This is a genomic window from Streptococcus sp. CCH8-C6 (assembly GCF_001557225.1).
Taxonomy (GTDB): Bacteria; Bacillota; Bacilli; order Lactobacillales; family Streptococcaceae; genus Streptococcus; species Streptococcus sanguinis_C.
The window spans coordinates 47,293-68,876 of record NZ_LSJN01000023.1 but is presented as its reverse complement, the minus strand read 5'-3'; the positions used below and the strand labels follow the sequence as shown (position 1 = coordinate 68,876).

At 41.9% G+C, this 21,584-nt stretch carries 18 protein-coding genes, 1 other RNA gene and 1 pseudogene; 15 read left to right on the top strand and 5 right to left on the bottom strand.

The window, feature by feature from the left end; all coding sequences use genetic code 11:
• Positions 1 to 20: 20 nt before the first annotated feature.
• From pnuC to AX677_RS02980, 3 genes are all read left to right on the top strand, one after another.
• Positions 21 to 836, top strand: a complete 816-nt coding sequence (gene pnuC / locus AX677_RS02990; protein WP_060976123.1) for a nicotinamide riboside transporter PnuC — start codon at positions 21 to 23, stop codon at positions 834 to 836.
• Positions 837 to 890: 54 nt separating this feature from the next.
• Positions 891 to 1,679 carry an NUDIX hydrolase gene (locus AX677_RS02985; RefSeq protein WP_004193960.1) on the top strand — a complete coding sequence of 263 codons (789 nt, stop codon included), beginning with the start codon at positions 891 to 893 and terminating at the stop codon, positions 1,677 to 1,679.
• A gap of 161 nt (positions 1,680 to 1,840) precedes the next feature.
• Entirely contained in the window at positions 1,841 to 2,590 is a 750-nt protein-coding gene (locus tag AX677_RS02980) for a DUF6287 domain-containing protein (RefSeq protein ID WP_082730211.1), read from the top strand.
• Between the two features lie 40 nt (positions 2,591 to 2,630).
• Here the strand turns inward: AX677_RS02980 and dusB are convergent, their stop codons facing one another.
• Positions 2,631 to 3,608, bottom strand: coding sequence for a tRNA dihydrouridine synthase DusB (gene dusB / locus AX677_RS02975; protein WP_060976122.1), 978 nt, complete (start codon positions 3,606 to 3,608; stop codon positions 2,631 to 2,633).
• On the bottom strand, positions 3,595 to 4,467 hold the full coding sequence (gene hslO / locus AX677_RS02970; RefSeq protein ID WP_060976121.1) for an Hsp33 family molecular chaperone HslO: 873 nt from the start codon (positions 4,465 to 4,467) through the stop codon (positions 3,595 to 3,597). Before hslO ends, dusB begins: the two co-directional genes overlap by 14 nt.
• Before the next feature lie 111 nt (positions 4,468 to 4,578).
• Here hslO and AX677_RS02965 point away from each other — a divergent pair, with 111 nt between their 5' ends.
• A complete protein-coding gene (locus AX677_RS02965; protein ID WP_060976120.1) occupies positions 4,579 to 5,397 on the top strand; it encodes an ADP-ribosylglycohydrolase family protein in 819 nt (272 codons plus the stop codon).
• A gap of 76 nt (positions 5,398 to 5,473) precedes the next feature.
• Here AX677_RS02965 and AX677_RS02960 read toward each other — a convergent pair whose 3' ends face one another.
• Both AX677_RS02960 and AX677_RS02955 read right to left on the bottom strand, forming a co-directional pair.
• Complete coding sequence (locus AX677_RS02960; protein WP_049543943.1) at positions 5,474 to 6,730, bottom strand: toxic anion resistance protein; 1,257 nt, start codon at positions 6,728 to 6,730, stop codon at positions 5,474 to 5,476.
• A gap of 24 nt (positions 6,731 to 6,754) precedes the next feature.
• Complete coding sequence (locus AX677_RS02955) at positions 6,755 to 7,600, bottom strand: hypothetical protein (protein WP_060976119.1); 846 nt, start codon at positions 7,598 to 7,600, stop codon at positions 6,755 to 6,757.
• 164 nt (positions 7,601 to 7,764) lie between these two features.
• Here AX677_RS02955 and AX677_RS02950 point away from each other — a divergent pair, with 164 nt between their 5' ends.
• On the top strand, positions 7,765 to 8,421 hold the full coding sequence (locus AX677_RS02950; protein ID WP_004193947.1) for a hypothetical protein: 657 nt from the start codon (positions 7,765 to 7,767) through the stop codon (positions 8,419 to 8,421).
• 258 nt (positions 8,422 to 8,679) lie between these two features.
• Here AX677_RS02950 and gshAB read toward each other — a convergent pair whose 3' ends face one another.
• The gene (gshAB, locus tag AX677_RS02945) at positions 8,680 to 10,932 is read right to left on the bottom strand and encodes a bifunctional glutamate--cysteine ligase GshA/glutathione synthetase GshB (protein ID WP_060976129.1); all 2,253 of its coding nucleotides are present in this window, start codon (positions 10,930 to 10,932) and stop codon (positions 8,680 to 8,682) included.
• Between the two features lie 297 nt (positions 10,933 to 11,229).
• On the opposite strand from gshAB, the gene AX677_RS02940 reads away from it, so the two are divergent.
• The 10 genes and pseudogenes from AX677_RS02940 (at position 11,230) to AX677_RS02895 (ending at position 21,501) form a co-directional block, all read left to right on the top strand.
• The gene (locus AX677_RS02940) at positions 11,230 to 12,522 is read left to right on the top strand and encodes an adenylosuccinate synthase (protein ID WP_060976118.1); all 1,293 of its coding nucleotides are present in this window, start codon (positions 11,230 to 11,232) and stop codon (positions 12,520 to 12,522) included.
• 244 nt (positions 12,523 to 12,766) lie between these two features.
• Complete coding sequence (gene tadA / locus AX677_RS02935; RefSeq protein ID WP_060976117.1) at positions 12,767 to 13,237, top strand: tRNA adenosine(34) deaminase TadA; 471 nt, start codon at positions 12,767 to 12,769, stop codon at positions 13,235 to 13,237.
• Between the two features lie 34 nt (positions 13,238 to 13,271).
• An RNA gene (gene ffs / locus AX677_RS02930) (signal recognition particle sRNA small type) lies at positions 13,272 to 13,357 on the top strand.
• A 565-nt stretch (positions 13,358 to 13,922) separates the two neighbouring features.
• Positions 13,923 to 15,272, top strand: coding sequence for a glucose-6-phosphate isomerase (locus AX677_RS02925; RefSeq protein WP_049547242.1), 1,350 nt, complete (start codon positions 13,923 to 13,925; stop codon positions 15,270 to 15,272).
• 267 nt (positions 15,273 to 15,539) lie between these two features.
• Positions 15,540 to 15,650: pseudogene (locus AX677_RS09310) on the top strand (DNA-binding response regulator); the annotation flags it as partial.
• A gap of 467 nt (positions 15,651 to 16,117) precedes the next feature.
• Entirely contained in the window at positions 16,118 to 17,416 is a 1,299-nt protein-coding gene (locus tag AX677_RS02915; protein WP_060976116.1) for a hypothetical protein, read from the top strand.
• Between the two features lie 72 nt (positions 17,417 to 17,488).
• Positions 17,489 to 18,472, top strand: coding sequence for a hypothetical protein (locus tag AX677_RS02910; protein WP_060976115.1), 984 nt, complete (start codon positions 17,489 to 17,491; stop codon positions 18,470 to 18,472).
• 72 nt (positions 18,473 to 18,544) lie between these two features.
• The gene (locus tag AX677_RS02905) at positions 18,545 to 19,435 is read left to right on the top strand and encodes a hypothetical protein (RefSeq protein WP_032907804.1); all 891 of its coding nucleotides are present in this window, start codon (positions 18,545 to 18,547) and stop codon (positions 19,433 to 19,435) included.
• Between the two features lie 425 nt (positions 19,436 to 19,860).
• Complete coding sequence (locus AX677_RS02900; protein ID WP_231730777.1) at positions 19,861 to 20,559, top strand: hypothetical protein; 699 nt, start codon at positions 19,861 to 19,863, stop codon at positions 20,557 to 20,559.
• A 42-nt stretch (positions 20,560 to 20,601) separates the two neighbouring features.
• A complete protein-coding gene (locus tag AX677_RS02895; RefSeq protein ID WP_060976114.1) occupies positions 20,602 to 21,501 on the top strand; it encodes a hypothetical protein in 900 nt (299 codons plus the stop codon).
• The last annotated feature ends 83 nt before the right edge of the window (positions 21,502 to 21,584 follow it).

Sequence of the window (21,584 nt, the reverse complement as noted above, 5' to 3'; positions counted from 1 at the left end):
AAAGAAAGTGGTAAAATAGAATGGTAGTAAAAAATCAAAAACTCTCTCCTGCAGCTCTCTACGCAGGACTGAAACAAAAATCTCAAACTTTTGCTCGGAATTTCCGCAATGTCTGTGCGGCAGCTAAAAAGCAGGGGATAAAAGGAATCGCGAAATTGCTCTGGCAGGATTTATTTGGCGGGCGTAGCTTGACCCAATGGCTCTACTTGATTGCTCTTTCTAGCTTGCCTTTCATTCTGGAGTTCACCAGTGGTCATGAGCAGCATGACTGGCTGGGACTCTTTGCTTCTTGGACAGGCATCGTCTGTGTAATTTTAGTAGCCGAGGGGCGGGCCAGCAATTACCTATTTGGAGCGGTTAATTCAGCAATTTACCTCCTATTGTCTTTTCAGGCTAGCTTTTATGGCGAAGTGTTGACTACAGTCTACTTCTTTATTATGCAGCCAATCGGCCTTTATACTTGGCTGTCCAACCGGGTTAATGAACAAGATAAGGAAGAGCCATCTCATTTTGAAGCTAAGAAGTTAGACTGGCGTGGCTGGCTTAAATATTTGGCCTTGACTGCCTTGATTTGGATTGGCATGGGCTTTGCTTATAAGAGCATTCACAGTCACCGGCCTTTCCGTGATAGCGTGACAGATGCGACCAATGGTATCGGTCAGCTTCTCATGACTGGTCTCTACCGCGAACAGTGGATCTTCTGGATTGCGACCAATCTCTTCAGTATCTATCTCTGGTGGGGTAGCAACCTTCACATACAGGCTATGTACTGGGTCTATACCCTCAATAGTATCGTTGGATGGTATCAGTGGACCAAGGCGGTGAAGAAAGCTTAGACTAAGATTTGAGATTTTTTGATAGAAAAAATAGCTTAGGAAAGGAAGAAACTCATGACCAAACAGGATATCCCAGCGGGAATGTCGGAAAAAGAGTACTATGAAACCATGGCGGATGAGTCCGCCTTTTTGGCATGGTACAAGACACAGGATTTACCTAAGTATGAAACACCTAGTGTAACAGCGGATATGGTGGCATACTGCTTCGTGGAAAGGCAGATAAAACTTTTGGTCATCAAGCGCAAGGCCCACCCTTATCAAAATAAATATGCTTTGGTCGGAGGTTTTGTGGACAAGCATGAGGATGCCTATCAGGCCTGCATTCGGGAAGTCAAGGAAGAGGTGGGGCTGGAGATACCGCTGGAAAAGGTGGAACAGCTGATGACGGTATCTACTCCAGGGCGTGATCCACGCGGATGGGTCATCACCATTGCCCATCTAGTCTATCTGCCGGCCATAGCAGTAGATCAAGTACAAGCTGGCGATGATGCCAAGGAAGTCACCTTTCTTGATGTAGATTTTAAGACAAGGAGTTTTAGAGACGGTGAGCGGCTCCTGACAGCAGAGGATTTTGCCTTTGACCACTACCAAATCCTGCTGGAATCTATCAAGCGGATTCAGGGGCGACTGGACTGGAATCCAACTTTTCTCCATTTGCTGGAATCACCGTTTACTGTTTATGAAGGGACTGAGTTGGTCAATCTCATCACGCCTAGACGACCTATTGTCAGCAATAATTTTCTAGTGAAATTTGGAGAATACCTAGAGGAGGCTGGCGTTAAGCGCGTGCCAAAGAAGAAGCCGAGAAAAGTGTATCGGCTGAAGGCAGAAAAATCAGATTAAAAGAAAGTTGATCATATATTTCTCTTGCAGGACAGATTTGTCCTGTTTTTTCGTTTTTAATTACGAATAGATAAGTAGGAGCAAGTTTCCCATGACAAAAGAAGCAGATTGAGAAACAGAACTTCGCTTGAGTAAAAAAATTTTTTAAGAATTTTGCATAAATGATTGACATAGAAAAATTACAGTGTTACAATAATGTTACAAAAAGATTTCTTAATGTTACAAGGAGACAAAAGATGAAAACACGTACTTATACAAAAATGATGGCGGCTGCAGTTCTGGCTTCTAGTTTGCTTTTAGGGGCATGTGGTAAGAAAGAAGAAAGTGCAACAAGTGCTAGTTCTAGCAAGACTGTTCAAGCTTCTTCTAGCTCAAAAGCTGCGTCATCCAGTAAGGTCAGCGCTTCTCCTAAGGTTAGCAATAGCGCTTCTTCAGAAGGAGCAGTTAGCCAGCCTGGACAAGCCCAAGCTCCTGCCAGTCAGCAACAGTCTACTGTCGAAGCTCCTCAAGTCCAACAAACGCAGCCACAGCAAGCCTCAGGTCGACAAAACACTCAGAATCAAGCAACTCAACCAGCCCAAGCACCCGAAAGCAATCGCCAGCTTCAGAATAAACAGGCAGCCAGCAATGCTCGCTATAAAGGTGTCTTGACTATGGTGGATGGGGATTTCTCAGCGGCTGCTGGTACTTGGAAGGATGCCAATGGAAATACTGTGACTGTATCAGGTAATGGTCAATTCACAGTCCAGTCTGCAGATGGAAAGACAGATAATTATTCCATTGCTTCCTACTCTTATACACTGGATGATGGCAAATACAATGCGCAGTTAAGCGGGCAAGGCAATGCCAATCTGCAGATTACAACAGGAGCAGACGGCTCAGTAACAAGCGTTGTAGTGACTCAACCCTAAACAGAACAAAAAAGGAAGTCCCATTGGCTTCCTTTTGTTTTTATTTTTGAATTTGTAAGAGTTCTTCAATTTCAGCCAGACTTTCAGCTTGTGAAATAGCACCGCGGAGCTTGGCTGCTCCGGCAGTACCGCGCAGATAGTGCGGAGCTAGGCCCCGGAATTCGCGGATGGCCACGTATTCTCCTTTGAGATTTACCAAGCGGGAGAGGTGGTCGTGGGCGATTTTCATCTTGTCCTCGAAGCTGAGGTCTGGAAGGATTTGGCCAGTTTCAAAGTAGTGGTTGATTTGGTTAAAGAGGTAGGGATTTCCCATAGCTGCTCGACCTACCATGACGGCATCGGCACCGACTTCCTCGATACGCTGTTTAGCGTCTTGGACGCTGCGGATATCACCGTTAGCGATGAAAGGAATCTTAGTCAGAGCATGGGCTACGTCGTGCAAGGTCTCAAGGTCAGCATGACCAGTATACATTTGCTCACGGGTGCGGCCGTGCATAGCTAAGGCTGAGACTCCTGCGGCTTCAGCTGCCAGAGCATTTTCTACAGCTAGTGAGCTGTCAGACCAGCCAGTACGCATCTTAACTGTCAGGGGAATATCTAGCACTGACTGGACCTTGTTGATGATTTTATAGATTTTCTCAGGGTCCTTGAGCCATTTAGCTCCAGCTTCGTTTTTGACAATTTTATTGACTGGGCAGCCCATATTGATATCGACGATATCCGTCTTGGTGTTTTCTTGGATAAATTCTGCTGCGCGGGCTAAGCTGTCCTCGTCGCTACCGAAAAGCTGGATAGAAACTGGATTTTCTCCCTCATCAATGTGAAGCATGTGGAGGGTTTTTTCGTTGTTATACTGGATGCCCTTGTCAGAGACCATTTCCATGACGACCAGGCCTGCTCCCAGCTCTTTGGCAATGGTCCGAAAAGCAGAGTTGGTTACGCCGGCCATAGGTGCTAGAACTGTGCGGTTGGGAATTTCGACTTTCCCAATCATAAAAGGGGTATTAAGATTTGTCACGAATCAGTTCCTCCAGGTCGTTTTGGTCAAAGTGATAGGCTGTCTGGCAGAATTGGCAGACGATTTCAGCCCCTTGGTCTTGGTCACGCATCTCTTCCAGGTCAGTCTTTGGCAGGGTAGCCAAGGCATTCATGAAGCGCTCTTTGCTGCAGTCGCACTGGAAGCGGATTTCCTCTTCAGACAGGCGTTTGTATGGCTCATCACCATAGATGGCAGCCAGCAGAGCTTCAATATGGTCATCGGATTCCAGCAGTTTTGAGATGGCAGGCATTTCTTGGATCCGTTTCTCAAAGCGGGCGATTTCAGTTTCCTTGGCACCAGGTAGAACTTGTACCAAGAAGCCGCCAGCAACCTTAACTTTATCATTCTCATCCAAGAGGACATTGAGACCAACTGCGGAAGGTGTTTGCTGGCTTTCGGTCAGGTAGAAGGCTAGGTCTTCGCCGATTTCTCCAGAGATGAGAGGGGTCATGGAGTTGTAAGGATTGCCCGTACCATAGTCCGTGATAACGAGGAATTCACCTTGGCCGACAAAAGGACCAACCAGAACTTCGCCGGTAGCTGTCTTTTTGATATCTACACCGGGATTCTGTACATAACCTTTGACATTGCCCTCAGTATCTGACACTGTGATAATCGCGCCTAGTGAGCTGGTCCCGAGAACCTTGACGGTAATCTTGGTCTGGCCTTTTTCATTTGCAGCCAAAATCTGACTGGCAATCAGTGTGCGACCAAGTGCAACAGTAGAACTTGCTTGAGTCTGATGTTTTCCTTGAGCGGTCTGAACCGTCTCTGTGCTATCCAGCACATAAGCGCGGAAAGAACCATTTTCTGAGATAGTTTTGATAATTTTGTCCATACCTTTTATTTTAACATAAAATAGAAAAACAAGCGCGAGGCTGCGCTTATTTTTTTGGGTTAGGAAGAATTTTAAGATCAAAAATAGTATAATAAAACAAAGGAGACTAGCATGAACCAATCTTTGAAAGCGGCAGTCTATGGTCTGGCAGTAGCTGATGCATTAGGCGTTCCGTATGAATTTTTAACCCGAGGCAGTTTTAAAACGGTTGAGATGACGGGTTATGGCAGCCATCAGCAGCCAGCTGGAACTTGGTCAGATGATACTAGCCTTGTTTTGGCGACCTGTGATTCTATCAGGGGAAAAGGTAGGATTGACCCTAACGATATGCGGCAGCGGTTTGAAAATTGGCTCTTCGAGGGAGCTTACACACCAGATGGTTTGACCTTCGATGTAGGAAATGCGACTCGCGAAGCTTTGACAAGAGGACACGGTCTGTCTGATGAATATTCCAATGGGAATGGTTCGTTGATGCGGATTCTGCCCCTAGCCTTTACGGAAGTTGGTCCGTCTGATATTGAGGCTGTTTCCAGTATCACACATGCCCATGTGACTTCTGTGGAGGCCTGCCAGCTTTATGTGGATATTGCTCGTAGGCTCTTAAAAGGCCGGCAACTATCGGAAATATTATCATGCTTAGAGACTAGTACGACCTATGCTCGTTTGCAAACTTTAGCAGAGCTGACCGAAGATGACATTCGCTCTACTGGCTATGTGGTGGATACCTTGGAAGCAGCGCTGTGGTGTCTGCTGACCAGCACTTCTTATCTGGAAACTGTCCTGAAAGCTGTTAATTTGGGCGATGACACTGATACAGTAGCAGCAGTTGCTGGCGGCTTGGCTGGTATCATCTATGGTTTGGAAGGAATTCCTGACAACTGGCTAGCCCAGCTGCGCAATAAAGAACTGCTGGAAAGTTGCTTGTTTTAAAGGGGCAATCAGAATAAAGGACTGTATTGATCATTTAAAAAGTAAAACATTAAAAGAGCCACCTAGGCTCTTTTACTTATTCTGTAGTTAATTCTTTCTGGGCTTCCTTGCCTTGGTCCAGTAGGGCTTGGATAATCTTTTGATCACGCAGTTTGACAGAGTTGTTGATGGTCTCTGCAGACTGGATAACAGTGGCTTCTAGCAGAGCGCGTTTTTCTCGTCCTTTATCAATGGCTTCGATAATGCCTTGATTTTGTGCGACGAGGCTTTCTGCCAGCTTAGTGACAGATTCAACAGCGATAGTAGGGCTTTGGGAAATCCGCTCCAGTTGAGGAATGACTTCCTTGCTCGTTTCGGCGAGCATTTGCAGGGCAGCGTTATTCGCATTAGAGATAGCGTCAGCTACCTGACCAGACTTCATCGATTGCTGGAGAATGCCTAACTGGGCGATAGACAGTTTCATAGTTGGAATGGTATTTCGACGGAGCATTCCAAGTTTTTGGCGCATATCAGAGGAAACCTTGACCAGATTACGCATTTGAGGAGTCGTCGCCCAAGCTACATAGAGACGGCTGACATATTCAGTGTGTTGCTGCTCTAAGGTATTGACCACCTCTGTCATTCGGGCTAATTCTTGCGATTTGACTTGATAGTCAACAGTTGTCATATCTAGCTGAGCGACTTCAGCCTGCAGCTTGAGCGCTCGATTGCCAGATTCTTGCTGAGCAGCTTCGATAAAGGAAATAACTCCGACTAGGTTTTCAATCGATTTGGTATTATCCTCGATCAGCATTTCAGCAGAAACAATATTGCGAGCCAGAACATCTTCTTGTTTGACGACTGTTGCAGCCATACCGTCCATTTTCTGCTCAATATTTTGTGAATCGAAATAGAATTCTTGAAGAGTGTTTTTGCTCTGTTTGAAGAGTTTTTCTAGGAAATTAGGCTTCTTGTCCAGTTCCGCTACTTGAGCATCCTTATATTTTGCGACAAAGCCATTGAGTTCTTTGTTGGTGTTTTTTAAGAGCTCATCTACCTGGGGAATTTGTAATTTTTTCTGCTCAGCTAAGATACGATTGACAGTACCGTTGACCTCTTCTACAGCAGACTGGCCAAAGTCCAGCAAGGCATTTTGGTCCGATACGAAATTATCCACCAGCTGCGGAGCTTTAGCCGTAATCGCATTCTGTTGCTCAGGAGTCAGTTTTTCCAGAAAAGTTAGCTGACCATTTTCTTGAGCCGTATTGGCCTCGATGATTTCTGTTGTTTTGTCGCTTTTGCTGATAGCATTATTGGCAATTTTATCAATATCAAAATTAAATTCTTGGCTCATAGTTTCTCCTTTGGTTTATATAGCTTAAAGGCCGGTGTCTGTTTGCTTTTCTTTATCTAAGATGCGCAAGCTAATGTCAAAGTCCCTCAAATCAGCTTCATTTAACTGGCGCAGTGTTTCATCTAGGTCCAAGTCAAACTGCTCGATAGCTGCTTTGGCCTTGGCTAGCCGCTCCTCTGCATTGTAAAAATCTTTGGGAGAAGCTTTGATTTTGAGGTATCCTTCTAAAATATCTTCGTAGTGCTCCATCTGGGACTGATGAATGGCAGTCAGCTCTTCCTTGTTGTTGCTTTCGGATTGGGAGATTTTTTGAAGAATGGCCTCATGGTCAATCTGAATATTGCGAACCGTAGCGACCAATTCTGGGGCTAGCTTTTCTAGACTAGTTTTCTTAGGCTGCGCTTCTTTTCGTTTTTTCTCTCGTTCAATCTTTTTCAGTTGTTCATCGATTTCATCGGTTACAGTACGAATTTTAGTCTGGATTCGCTGGTAGACGGAAGTAGGAATCTCTCCACGTAGGTCGTTAGCAGCATTTTTGATATAGGTTAGCTGGGGAAGAATTTCTAGAGCTAAATTCTGATAGCTTTCTTGGTCTCCATCTTCTTGGTAGCCTTCCAATTCTTTAATGCGGCGTTCAGCATGACCAATCTCTGATTTCAAATCTTCAATACGACCAATGCTGGCTTGTTTAGCTTCAATCCGAACTTTTTTCTGGCTTTGGTGGCGATAGATTCCGTAGCCAATAGCTCCCAGAATAGCTATGGGAATTAGATAGCTGGCTACAGCTCCAGAACCAAATACAAATACAAGTATCCAAATCCAGCTAAACCATTCTGGTTGCTGGTTGGAATCATCATTTCTCCTCGACATGGACGTTTCTCTTTCTTCTCAATGTGATATCTCTATTTTAACATAAAAGCTGGTTTTTGAAGGATAAAGATTGAAAAGTTTCTATAAGCAAGGTCATTTTGCAAAAATTTTTGGTAAAATAGTTTTATAAAAAGTGATATAGTTTCATTTTAGGAGGAAATATTTTGAATAATCAAGGTAAGTGTTTCATTAAAACAAAGCTCCGCCATATAGTATACAGCTTGATTTTAGCCATTTTTTTGCTAATTGTTACGGGATGTAGTTTAAAAAATAATCAAAAAAATTCGATGGAAGTGTCAATTAGCAGTTCATCATCTATCCGCTCAAAAGAAAATGAATCTGTATCTCAATCTTCAAGTCAAACGCAATCTGAGAAGTCTTCAGAGCCTTCTGTTGATATGGAAAGCTCAATGAATGAAGAGAACCATCAGAAGGCATTAAACACTCTTGAGTCTCTTGACCAGCCTGTAAGTGATAGTTTAAAAGCAGATGTCACAACTGCTTTGATAGCAGCTCAGAATTATGTTAGAGGGGTAAATCATCCTGACGAATTAAAAGGAGATCAATATAATCATATGTTGATGTCTAGTCCTGGTATGATACAGACTTATTGGATTGTAATTAAGTTTGGGAATTATGCAGTAGATCCTGGAGCCATTGAAGTTTTTGAGACGAAACATGCTGATGTAGTTCAATTTGTTTGCAAGCTAACATCTGATGGAAAAGAGAATTCATATTTCGTAGGAAATTATAATACTTATGCTAAACAGCTTCAGTTTGGATCTTATCATGGGGGCCAAGTTGATGCAACTTTTGGGTGAAGGATATAAAGTGATTTTCTAGCTTAGGCTAATATTAGATTTTTAGCAACTTATTTTATGCTATTAGTTTGTTCAAACATTTTAGGTATATCAATTTTAGCTAGATGCAAGATATAGATCAGATTTATTTATCTTGAAACCATATATAGGTTAGACTAATTTTGACTTAGGGAAATCATCAAGGTATATCAGTTATGTTATATGATTTTATGGACGTATATAAACACTCGCAGATACTTTCTCTGCGAGTGTTTATTATTAGTCCATTTCTGGGAAAAGTTTAGCCAGTATTTTAGGGGTGATGCTTTGTCCCGGCCCCTCAGCACAATAGGTGTGCATATACATAGAGGGGTTGAAGTTGAGCTCGATGCAGGTACAGTTGGGATTTTCCTTTGTGGAAATAGCAGAGCTGTCAGGGATGATTAGGTCAACGCCACAAGCCCAAGCTCCCATAGCCTTTGCCATGTCCGCGGCGAGTTCCTTATAAGATGGGTGCATGTTGTCTGTGACATCAATCGAGTCTCCGCCGGTAGAAATATTGGAATTGCGTCGCAAGTCAACCTTGACTCCAGTAGGCAGGATATCGTCTGGTCCATAACCTTGCTGGTCCAGCATGAGCAGTTCAATGTCGCCCAGTTCGATGATTTCGAGCGGTGAACGATGGTCTCGACCGCGCAGGGGATTGTCATTTTTGATGGTAACCAATTCTCTCACGGTATGCTGACCGTCTCCGACAACATTGGCTGCTACTCGTAAGAGAACCGCCTCACACTGACCATCTAAGACAAAGAAGCGATACTCCGTTCCTGCGATAAATTCCTCCACCAAAACGGCGGTGTCTTCTGAAAAAGCAATCTCCAAAGCCTTGCGATAAGATTCTAGGCTAGCTGGTTCTTGGAAGATGGAGATGCCCAGTCCGAAGTTGGTTGACTTGGGTTTGACGACAATTTGTCGGTTCTTAATCAAAGGGTAATAGGCCAGTCCGTCTTCAAGGGAAGAAAATTCTGCTCCAGCCGGAACAGGAAAGTCAGCTGCTGCCAAAATCTTTTTGGTGACTGTTTTATTGGCCATAGCTAGAGGGATGACATAGTTATCCTTGGAGGTCATGTTGCCGTTCTTGACATACTCTACATGGTGACCATGCCAAAGCTTGAGAAATTGGTCATTTTCATCTAAAATTTCGACATTAAGCCCCTTTTGAATAGCATCAAAGAGCAGCATCTGGGTGGACAGTTCCATATTTTCGTAGCCTTTTAGGGCATAAGGAGCAGTCCAAGCATAGCGGTGATATTCCTCCGCTTTGTCTAGTCCAAAGGTCATTAAGGAATCCTGATGAATATGAGGTAGGAGCTGACCAGATAGGGTTAGCTGAGGTTTTAGCAGTGCCTCCTTAAGCTGCTCAAGCAAGGCTTGATAGTAAGTTGGCAGTTCAAAATGCTGGATGAGCTCTTCCATGGCTTGGAGAAGGGCTGAGCTGTCTGCTTCATCGGGCAGGGCAGTCAGCGGGTGGCTACAAGCAATCTTTTGGTTCAAGTCGTGGGCAGCTTTTAATGCCGCATCCACATTTTCTACATCATCTAGCCAGAGCAGGCTCAGTAAAAAGAGATGGACAGTATCTAAGGTTTCCTGGCTAATGCCTAAATGATCAAAAGGATTGAGATCGAAGCAGCGGAATTCCAGATAAGTGATGCCTTGCTCCAGATAGGCACGATTGTGCTTCTGTCCACGGAAGCGAACGGCTGAGTAAAATTCCTTTTCAGCGCTGAGCTCGCCTGACTGAACGTAGTTTTCAATATCAGTTACATATTGCTCCAAAGAAGCGAAGGACACCTGAATATTCTCGTCATTGACATAGCCATAGTCGCTGTTGCGAAAAGAGCGGATAGGCTGGGAAATTTCCTGACTGTAGAAGCCAGCTTCTGCTAGAGGAGCAGCACCGTAGAGATAGGTTAAGATCCAGCGAAAGCGCAGAAAGTTGCGAGCCAGCTTGAGATAGAGGTCATTTTTAAAGTCCTTGAGTGAATGGTGGGAGCTGGCTTGAAAGAGAGCAGTGACCAGATCTTTCCCTAGTTCCATATTGTAGTGGATGCCAGAGATAGCCTGTAGTTTTTTACCATATTTTTCCGCTAAGCCCTCTCGGTAGTGGCGCTCATAGTCGTTTTCCAGATGGGCGATGGCAATCTCTTCTTCCGTCAGCTGTGGTGGCATGGACAGAGGCCAGAGGCATTCATTCTGGTCAATCGAGCGGCCTGCCACATCGCTAATAGCTCCCAGTAAGCGCCGTGCTTCCTTAGTCGAGTGAGTGATAGGTGTAATTAGTTCCAGTTGTTGCTCGCTGAAGTCTGTTTGGATGGTCGGGTGGAAATTGCGGGAACCAAGCTGACTCGGATGGGCAGTTTGAGCTAAGTGTCCGTCAGTTGTCACCCGCAGATTTTCCCTCTCCAGACCAAAGGTCGCTTGGAGAATGGGGCTTGCTGTATCCAGTTTCTGCAGTAATTGATTAATCGTCATCATTTCACCGTCCTATGATAGTAATTTTAGTCTATTACAAACGGAAAAAGAAAACAAATTTCCGCTACGATTTTACAAAAATTCCGAACTTTTATTTTTAATAAACTAACAAATTTCAGAAAATACAGATTTTTTGAAAATTTAATTCGTTTTCAAAAGGGAAAAAGCAAATCAAGAATGGATCCCACCTTGAAAAATTGTTAAATTTTTCATATAATGAGGTATAAAACATAATCGCAGGTGAGATTCCTGCCTGCTTTTCAAGAAAGGACGAGCTGCTTCAGCTCAGACAAAATTATGACATCAGTAGTTGTTGTAGGAACCCAGTGGGGAGATGAAGGAAAAGGGAAGATTACAGACTTCCTTTCAGCCAATGCCGAAGTGATTGCCCGCTATCAGGGTGGTGACAATGCCGGCCATACTATCGTGATTGACGGCAAGAAGTACAAGCTGCATCTGATTCCGTCAGGGATTTTCTTCCCAGAAAAAATTTCTGTTATAGGAAATGGAATGGTGGTGAATCCTAAATCTCTGGTCAAAGAATTGAACTACCTGCATGAGGAAGGTGTGACGACAGACAACCTTCGCATCTCTGATCGAGCGCATGTCATCCTGCCTTACCATATCGAGCTGGATCGCCTGCAGGAAGAAGCAAAAGGTGACAATAAAATCGGGACGACAATCAAGGGAATCGGCCCTGCCTATATGGACAAGGCTGCTCGTGTCGGTATCCGCATCGCTGACCTTTTGGATAAAGATATTTTCAGAGAGCGCTTGGAGCGGAATTTAGCTGAGAAGAACCGCCTCTTTGAGAAGTTGTACGATAGTACAGCAATCAGCTTTGATGATATTTTTGAAGAATACTATGAATATGGTCAGCAAATCAAGCAGTATGTGACGGACACTTCTGTTATCCTCAACGATGCGCTGGACCAAGGGAAGCGAGTGCTCTTTGAAGGGGCTCAAGGTGTCATGCTGGACATTGACCAAGGGACTTATCCATTTGTAACTTCTTCTAATCCGGTTGCAGGGGGAGTCACCATCGGTTCCGGTGTTGGTCCGAGCAAGATTGACAAGGTCGTTGGTGTCTGCAAGGCTTACACCAGTCGGGTCGGAGATGGGCCATTCCCAACAGAGCTTTTTGATGAAGTTGGTGACCGCATTCGTGATATCGGCCATGAATATGGCACTACCACTGGCCGTCCGCGTCGGGTAGGCTGGTTTGATTCGGTTGTTATGCGCCATAGCCGCCGTGTATCAGGGATTACCAATCTTTCGCTTAACTCCATTGATGTTTTGAGCGGTCTGGATACAGTCAAGATTTGTGTAGCCTATGACTTGGATGGTCAGCGAATAAACCATTACCCCGCTAGTTTGGAACAGCTCAAGCGCTGCAAGCCGATTTACGAAGAGCTGCCAGGCTGGTCAGAGGACATCACTGGTGTCCGCAGTCTGGAAGACTTGCCAGAAAATGCCCGCAACTATGTTCGCCGAGTGAGTGAGCTGGTTGGTGTTCGTATTTCTACCTTTTCAGTCGGCCCTGGCCGCGAGCAGACCAACATCTTGGAAAGCGTCTGGTCAAATTTATAAAAAAGTCAGCACAAGAAAATTGCTTCTTGTGCTTTTTTGTAGGAAAATTTCATATTAAGACTCATTTAAGATATATATTTTATACTAACAGTATAAACAAAGACCTCCTAACTTTGTTTAAAAATCCTAAACTTTTTTCATAATAATCTCCTGAAAGTCACCCCAGTGGTGGCTTTTACTTTTTCTGAGAAGTGCGACAGGCTTGTGGTATAATGAGATAGACGACTACAGATTTAGAAAGACAATGATGAATTATACGATTGAAGAAAAAGAAGTATTTATGCGGGAAGCTTTAAAGGAGGCGGAGATTGCCCTAGCTCATGATGAAATTCCTATCGGCTGTGTCTTGGTTAAAGAAGGTAAGATTATCGGCCGCGGTCACAATGCACGTGAGGAGCTGCAGCGGGCTGTTATGCATGCGGAGATTATGGCTATCGAAGAGGCGAATCGGCATGAAAATAGCTGGCGCTTGCTGGGTACAACGCTTTTTGTGACCATTGAGCCATGTGTCATGTGCAGTGGAGCAATCGGTCTGGCACGCATTCCTCATGTTGTTTATGGGGCAGCAAATCAGAAGTTTGGAGCAGCTGGCAGCCTCTATGATATTTTGACAGATGAGCGCCTGAACCACCGAGTAGAGGTGGAAACAGGTGTTCTCCAAGAAGATTGCGCTCAAATCATGCAGGAATTTTTCAGACAGAGAAGGAAAAAATAAAATTAGCCAAAATCAAAAGTTTGTGTTATACTAATTAACGGAGCAACAGTTTTGCGTGAAGCGGGTCAGGGGAGGAATCCAGCAGCCCTAAGCGATGTAAACTGTGTGCTCTTTTTCTATGCCTCTTAACGAATCAACTCCGAAGGAGGAAGATGAGTTTAGAGACATTGACGCAGTTTGAGCGAAGCTAGAACTAAGTTCCGATGTTGAATGAATCAAGCTTGAAAGGCGCAGATGAATCTTAGAGCAATGGATGCAATTTTTCCCATAAGGGAAAAATCTGTAAACCGTATAGAGTCTTTTAGTGAATTAAGTCCAAAGGACACAAAAGAACTTAGGTACATTGATGCAGTTTGAGCGAAGCGATATCTACGTTCCAATGTTGAATGAATCAAGCCTGAAAGGCGCAGATGAATATTGGAGCAGTGAATCTAGTTGGAATGGACCTAAAATGAATTCAGCTAACCTCTAATTTTAAAAAGCATATTGGCTTTCTTCTTAATCAAAAATATTCTTATTAATAGGGCTAAAATTTTCCGACTTACGCAAACGATTGCTTTCAGATGGCTACTAGGATTAGCTCATTTATAAAAAATTAAATTGGAAGCGTTTTAAAACAATAAATTACTTGCTAAATAAGTATGAAAGCGATATGATAGAGTGGAATAAAAAATGGAGGAATATCATGTCACATATTAAATTTGATTATTCAAAAGTTTTAGATAAATTTGTTGCCCCGCATGAAGTGGAGTATATGCAATCACAAGTAACAGCAGCAGATGAATTAATCCGCAAAGGAACTGGTGCTGGTAGCGACTTTTTGGGTTGGTTGGACCTTCCTGAAAATTATGACCGCGAAGAATTTGACCGCATCTTGAAAGCTGCTGAGCAAATCAAATCAGACAGCGATGTCTTGGTTGTGATCGGTATCGGTGGTTCTTACCTTGGTGCCAAAGCAGCCATTGACTTCTTGAACCACCACTTTGCAAACTTGCAAACAAAAGAAGAACGCAAAGCTCCACAAATCCTTTACGCTGGAAACTCAATTTCATCTACTTACCTTGCTGACCTGGTAGAGTATGTAGCTGACAAAGATTTCTCAGTAAACGTGATTTCTAAATCTGGTACAACAACTGAACCAGCGATTGCCTTCCGTGTCTTTAAAGAGCTTTTGGTTAAGAAATACGGCCAAGAAGAAGCCAATAAACGTATCTATGCCACAACTGACCGCCAAAAAGGTGCTGTTAAGGTTGAAGCAGATGCCAACGGTTGGGAAACATTTGTGGTTCCAGATGATATCGGTGGACGTTTCTCAGTCTTGACAGCAGTTGGCTTGCTTCCAATCGCTGCATCAGGTGCGGACATCAAAGCCCTTATGGAAGGTGCGAATGCAGCTCGTAAAGATTACACTTCAGACAAGATTGCTGAAAACGAAGCTTACCAATACGCAGCAGTTCGTAACATCCTTTACCGCAAAGGCTATGCAACTGAAATTTTGGTAAACTACGAGCCATCACTTCAATACTTCTCAGAATGGTGGAAACAATTGGCTGGTGAGTCAGAAGGGAAAGACCAAAAAGGAATCTATCCAACTTCAGCTAACTTCTCAACTGACTTGCACTCATTGGGTCAATTTATCCAAGAAGGAACTCGTATCATGTTTGAAACAGTTGTCCGTGTTGACAAACCACGTAAGAACGTGATTATTCCTAGCTTGGAAGAAGACCTTGACGGACTTGGTTACCTTCAAGGAAAAGACGTTGACTTTGTAAACAAAAAAGCAACTGACGGTGTTCTTCTTGCCCACACAGATGGTGACGTACCAAATATGTATGTGACTCTTCCAGAGCAAGATGCCTTCACTCTTGGCTACACCATCTACTTCTTCGAATTGGCCATCGCCCTTTCAGGTTACTTGAATGCCATCAACCCATTTGACCAACCAGGTGTTGAAGCATATAAACGCAACATGTTTGCCCTTCTTGGAAAACCAGGATTTGAAGAATTGAGCAAAGAATTGAATGCACGTTTGTAATAGGAAACGCAGCCTCCCTTAGGGGAGGTTTTTTTGCTATTTTAAAAATTAGATTTTATCAAGTTTTGTTGGTTAGTCCGCTATCTGGCTTGTCTTTTACTTACTTGTCTATTTAGCAGTAGTTTTCCTTTCCTTGATTATATGTTACAATCAGAGAAGACCTAGCAGCAGTGCGATAGACTTTCATCAAGCTGCTAGAAACCTAATTAGATCAGATGTGATTACTATTCTTGTGAAAACGAAAGACTAAGATTGGAAAGGGACTTGATGAAGTTATTGTTGGTGGAAGATGAAGTGGATCTGAATCGCAGTTTGACCAAGCTTCTCAAGAAAGAGCATTTTAGTGTAGACAGTGCTTTTGATGGAGAGGAAGCTCTGAACGGTGCGCAAAAGATCAAAATGACCATTGACGCCAACACTGGAAACATTTTGAACGAAAGAATTAAATAAGGTCGTTGGTATATAAGTTTGGAATTGCTTTGTTGGGCACGGACGAAAGTTCGTGTCTTTTTCCTCGTAGATTTAGAGCTAAACCTGTTCAAAATATGATATACTGGAACAAGACTGTCTTAGCGAAACATTGCCTTTTCAAAGTGTTTAGAGGAAGGGTGAACTGAGAAGTTAAAAGGACTATCCATCTAAAGTCTCACATTAGTTATTTTTGTTGTAAAATATTTTAAAGAGTAAATGATATCTTAAAAAAGTTATTGATACAGATATGGTATTTTTAGCTTATTGAAGAAAGAGAAGCTAGTGTCTGTCTTTCCGAGTAGTTCTATCAAAATAAATAACAAATGCTATCTTACTAATGCTGATTAGTTTAAAAAATATGATTGGGAGAATATATGGAAAAAAGAAATCTGGAAGCCTTAAGACGGGAACATGAATCAAAATTTAACAAGGTTCAGCCTAAAAGAAGGGACGTCAATCATTCTGTATTTCCATCCAGAAAATCTGAAGAAGAGGAATCTCAGGCTTTAGCTCAATCACAAATGACTGAGAAAAAATCAGTCGAAAACATTGAGTTCAATGAATCCTCCTCTAATCCAATAATTAATGTAAGCGACAAAGATAGTGGAGCTCAGTTAAGCTATCAGGATGTTTCAGAGACTCCAGACGGCTTGAGAATTGAAACAGAGACTAAACGAGTTTCAACGGCTGAGTCAGATGACTTCTTGTACCTGAGGGGGAGGGAGTTATCTCGTCTTATTTTTGCTTTAGAATCCTTGAAATCTAAGAAGAAAGAATCACTCTATTTTAAGGATGAAACTAATCGTCCAGACTCAGAACTTGTATCTGAAGCAGAGGAGTATGAGCTTCGTCCGAGATTTAGTGCTGAGGAGCTCGCTAAAAAAGAAGAGAATGAGGCTTTTTGGAAGGAAAATTCGGAGTCTTCTTCTGATAGTTCTATGGGTTGGAAACTTATGTGGGCTTTTTTTATGTTACTCATAGGACTAGGAGCTGCAGGGCTAGTTTCCAATCCGAGCTCTAAAACAAACAATATTTATAATGATTCTTTTGATATTTATCAGGGGGGAACGCCATCTAACAGCGAAAAAGATTTAAATACTACTAATCGTTCAGAATTGATTGCTGGAGAAGACTATCAGTTTCATATCACTTATGATGATATTGCACTTTTGTTTGCGGATTTTAAAGGAACTGCCTCTCGTTTAACTGCAGACGAAGTGGTTGCTAAGTTAGGAAAAGCGAAATCAGGGAGAGAACATAACTATGATAATCAAATAATAACACTGAATTTAGATTATCCTGATGCAGGATCAAATGCTTCGGTTTCAATTTCTTTTTCTAGTTACGGTAGTGTGGGAACGCCTAAATTAGATTCTCTGTTTAGTCATCGTCTTAGCAGCAACAGTTTGCCAAATAGAAATTCTCAATTAACTCGTCAAGATTTTTCTGGTATAGAGAAAGGAAAATCCTACCAAGAAGTTGTCGGTCAATTGGGATTGCCAGATAGTCTTTCTATCTATACAAATTACATATCTTCTAGCAAAGTGTCTATTAGTTACCAGTTATCTGATGGACAAATAGTTAATCTTTCTTTTGGAGTCTCCGATTCTCAAGGTTATATATTAGAAAAAAGTCCTGACTTAGAGGATGGAGCAGGAGAAACAAACAATTAGTGCTTGATGTAGAAGCTAATTTTGTTCAAGGTGTTAAAAGCATAGAGTTTAAAAAATACAATAGGAGAATGGATGAAAAAAAGAGATTTAGAGTCATTGAGACAACAGCACAAGGCTAAATTTACAGGAGGTAAATCGGCGACAGCTAAAAAAGAGCAGCGACAACCTCAAATAAGTCCTGATATTGATAAAACGAAAGAAGAATCACGACGGCTACCAACAAGAGAGCAGAAACTCGAAACAAAAACTGATTGGAAGCAAGGGGAGTTTGTAGAGAAGCGAAGAAGAAATTTTAAGTGGGTCTGGAGAAGCGGATCAATTCTTTTAGTGATATTGGTGCTTATTCCTATTTTTCGATATGTTTCTTCAAATAAGGGAAGTCAGGAACGCAACACCTATCAATCTAGTTGGTCCTCTAGTAAGGAAAGTGAGAGTTACTCTTTTTCGGAAACAGTATCTCGCTCATGGGAGGTTCCTGAGGATGAGACTTCTCAAGAAGCGACAGCTTATGTTGATAAGAAAGCAGCTAACTTCGCTTGGACATTTGATGATATCTTAGCTCTTCAAGTCTATTCATCTGAACAGCAAGGAAGAGGACAAGACGCTCCAACTGCCGAAGAAATTATCGAACGGTTTGGGAAGGCAACTTCTGGAGGAGAAAGCAATAACGGTAGCGACGATACACTTTATCTTTTTTATAGTGAATCGAGTGGACAACAAACAGCTAGTCTTTTGTTCAAAAAAATTGACGGCAAGTACCGACTGAGCACAATCCGTGGTAACCAACTGAGCAGCTCGCTTTACTCAAGTGGCTCAGAAACGCTGACTGAAGCAGATTTCCAGGACTTGAAAGCAGACGAATTTGGTCAAGGTGCCCACATTCAAGATGTGGTGTCGCGTTTTGGTTTGCCACAAGTTATCAACAAGTCTGTAGACTATAAAGACAGAACGATTGTCTATCTCAAATATAAGCTGACGAATAAAAGCTATCTTTACTTAGACTTTGCCTTATCAAAGACAGGAGATTATCGACTGACTCGGAAGTATGTTTATTGATAAGAAGATTCTTATTCTATGGTTTAGAATTATTTGTTTGGGGATGATAGTTGGGTCATGAAGGAGAGAAGGATGGCAAGAAAAGACTGGGAGAGTCTGCGTCAGAAGCGTCAAACTAAATTTCAACAGGGTCAGAAGAGAGCAGGAAAAGTTCAAGAGGAACAGGAACTAGATATTACTGAAGCAGAGCGCCAAGAAGTTGCGAAGAATAGGGTGGAAAATAAGTGCTCTACTCCGGTTGAGAGAGACAGAAAAGGAATTCTTGGACGTAAGCTTGTTAATAAACAAGTGCTGTGGTTATCAGTAGGTTTCTTGTCCATCCTCTTGCTTTTGTCAGTTCCTTATTTGGTGGAACGGTTTGAACATTTCTTATCCCCTCAGAGAGTATTGGACGAATATGTGGATAAGGGGAACAATCATTTTGACTGGACTTATGAGGATATTAGTCAGCTTCAACTACAGAAAAAAAGTGATGTTGATGAGCGAAGTGGGTCTGGACTAACACCCAAGGATATTGTGAAGAAATTTGGTAAAGCGCAGTCAGGTAATCTAGCTCCTTTCCTGAATCAGACTGATGGGCGCATGAGTCTTTTCTATTCTCGAGAAGAACCGCGGCAGCGTTTGTCTTTCTACTTTGAAAAAATAAATAATGAATATCAATTGTCAGGTATTTATTCTTATAATCTTGCTAGTTCGCAGCATGTTCAAAGCCGAACGGATCTAAAAGAGGAAGATTTTGAACATCTTGTCCTTGGTAAAGAGTTTCAAAACGAAGATGGAACTAGCTATCAGGAAATTTTAGAGAAGTTTGGTCTATCAAAATACATAGAAATTGATTCCGGTGGCGAGAGTGGTCAAAAGCTGAATGTTTTATATAAGTTGAAGGATGGGAAATATGTAAGTCTCTGGTTCACCGTTTCTCAGGCCGGTGACTATCTTCTTTACGAAAAACATATCACCTGATGTTAGCTATCTTGAGAGCGAAAAGTATCAGTAGGCAATGATTGAAGATGCTTATGAGTATTCATTGCAGTGGAAAATTAAAAATATCCTCTATTGTGCGACCAAGGTTCATTTTATTGAATGGATAGTATTTGTCAGATTATGAAAAAGTAGGCAGACGGTCTTCTTTGTTTTAAAAAAATAATTGATAGAAAAAATAGAGATTTGGTTTATTTGAGGAGAAGTGCATGGGAAGAGGACGAAAAATTCAACGAGAATGGTCAAAGAAGACGGGATTAAACAAGCAAGCAACTAGTGTATTCTCTGATAGCAGTCCTCAGGGGGAAGTCTTTGAGGCTACAGCTAAAGAAAAACAGCAAAAAAAGTAGGCAGGGAATCGAAAACCTAAACTTATATCAAGTTTAGGTCAGTCTCGATACGCCTCTTTGTTAGTAGTTTCTACAGGTCTAGTGCTAATTACTTGTTTTTCAATCCTTGTATCATATATGTGGCCAAGGTCCAATCAAGTACCAAATGAGTCATCAGCGCAGTCTGCTAGTACTGTTCAGAATGAATCAGAAGACAATATAAAGAAGCAGACTGAAGAATATTCTGACCTTATTGAAGAGAATCGACAAATAGACTTTCAAATAGAAGATGTGCTACAGATGGTAAAAACGATGAAAGAACCTAATGTACTTCCACAGGATATTGTTGAGAAGTATGGAAAAGCTAGTTCCGGTAGCATAGATAATAGCGTGAAAGGCAGCCAACTAGTTGAATTGACGTATAAATTAATAGGAGAGAAAGGAGATATTATCTTAAGGTTTAGGGATGTTGGAGGTCAAACAGAGCTCTCATTAGTATACGTTAGAATATTTCGTAATGCTTGGGGGCCAGTTACGAAATCGGTCGATGATTACCAATCTCTTATTCCTCAAGATGAGCAAGAAGGAATGGAAGTAAAACAGGCCATAGCAGAACTGGGGATGCCTAAAACCATTTATGCTTCTAAAGTAGGTAAGGGGCAAGTTGTTTTAATTAGTCTTAGTTATTCCACCACAGACAATATGACGGTTTCTTTGTATTTTGATGAAGTAAATGGGCTTTACCGTCTAAAAAATTTGTTGAAAAGTAAAGTCTGAGAAGATAGACTCCTGTTTTAAAAGTAATAGAAAGATGTGACGATGGGAAAAAGGGATTTAGAAAAATTACGAAGGGAACACAAGGAGAAATTTAGTAGAACTAAAATTTCTTCAACGAGAAATTTTAAGGCAGAGCAAGCTCTGACATCTAATCCAAATCTCAAGGAAGAAACAAAATCAATACCTGAGTCAAACTTCAAGGAAGTAACAAAGACTTTAGACAAACAGAACGTTAAGAATTCTAATAGACAAATTTATAGAACAGAGTCTAGAAAGCTAGGAGTATCAAAGATTAAATCTAAATCACCTCTTTTCAGAGTGGTGACTGCTGTGGTAATAACAGTTCTTTGTGTAGGACTTATTGTCCTATTTGGAAATCGAACAAGTTTTCATAGAGAGAAGCAGTTGATTCGAGAAGAACCAAAGTACAGTTCTCCAAATGCTAAAGCTCTGGAGTGGGAAAAAATTGATTTTGTGAACTACAAGATTGAAGAGATTGAGTATAAGAATATTACAGTTTCTGACTTTGTCAAACGGTATGGTTTGGCTCAAAGAAGTGAAGAGATGATGGTTGAGAAAGATAAATTATTGTCACTTACCTATACTCTAGCAGGAGGAGGATTTGCCCTTTTTCAGTTTGGAGATTTTGGTTCAGGAATGCGTCTTATTAGTGTCAATTACTTTACCGATCAAAAGGAAGATTTGTCAGAGGAGAAACTATCCTTCCTCAAGGAATTAAAGCCTGACTCAGAAAAAGGTATAAGTGACCAAGAGGTTTTAGAACATTTGGGGCTTCCAAACAGTTATTACAAATTAGGAGTTAAGGGCTATTACTTTGCATCCATGGAGTATGGTATATTGGATAGAACATACTATCATTTGGAATTTGCTGAGGGTAAAGATGGGAGACTTCATTTAAAAAATATTAAAACCTATGAATAGGAAATAATAGTATCATTCTAATAATGTGCAAACTAAACATCTGAAATGTGTTATAATAGATAAATATTAAATGGCTAGGAGAG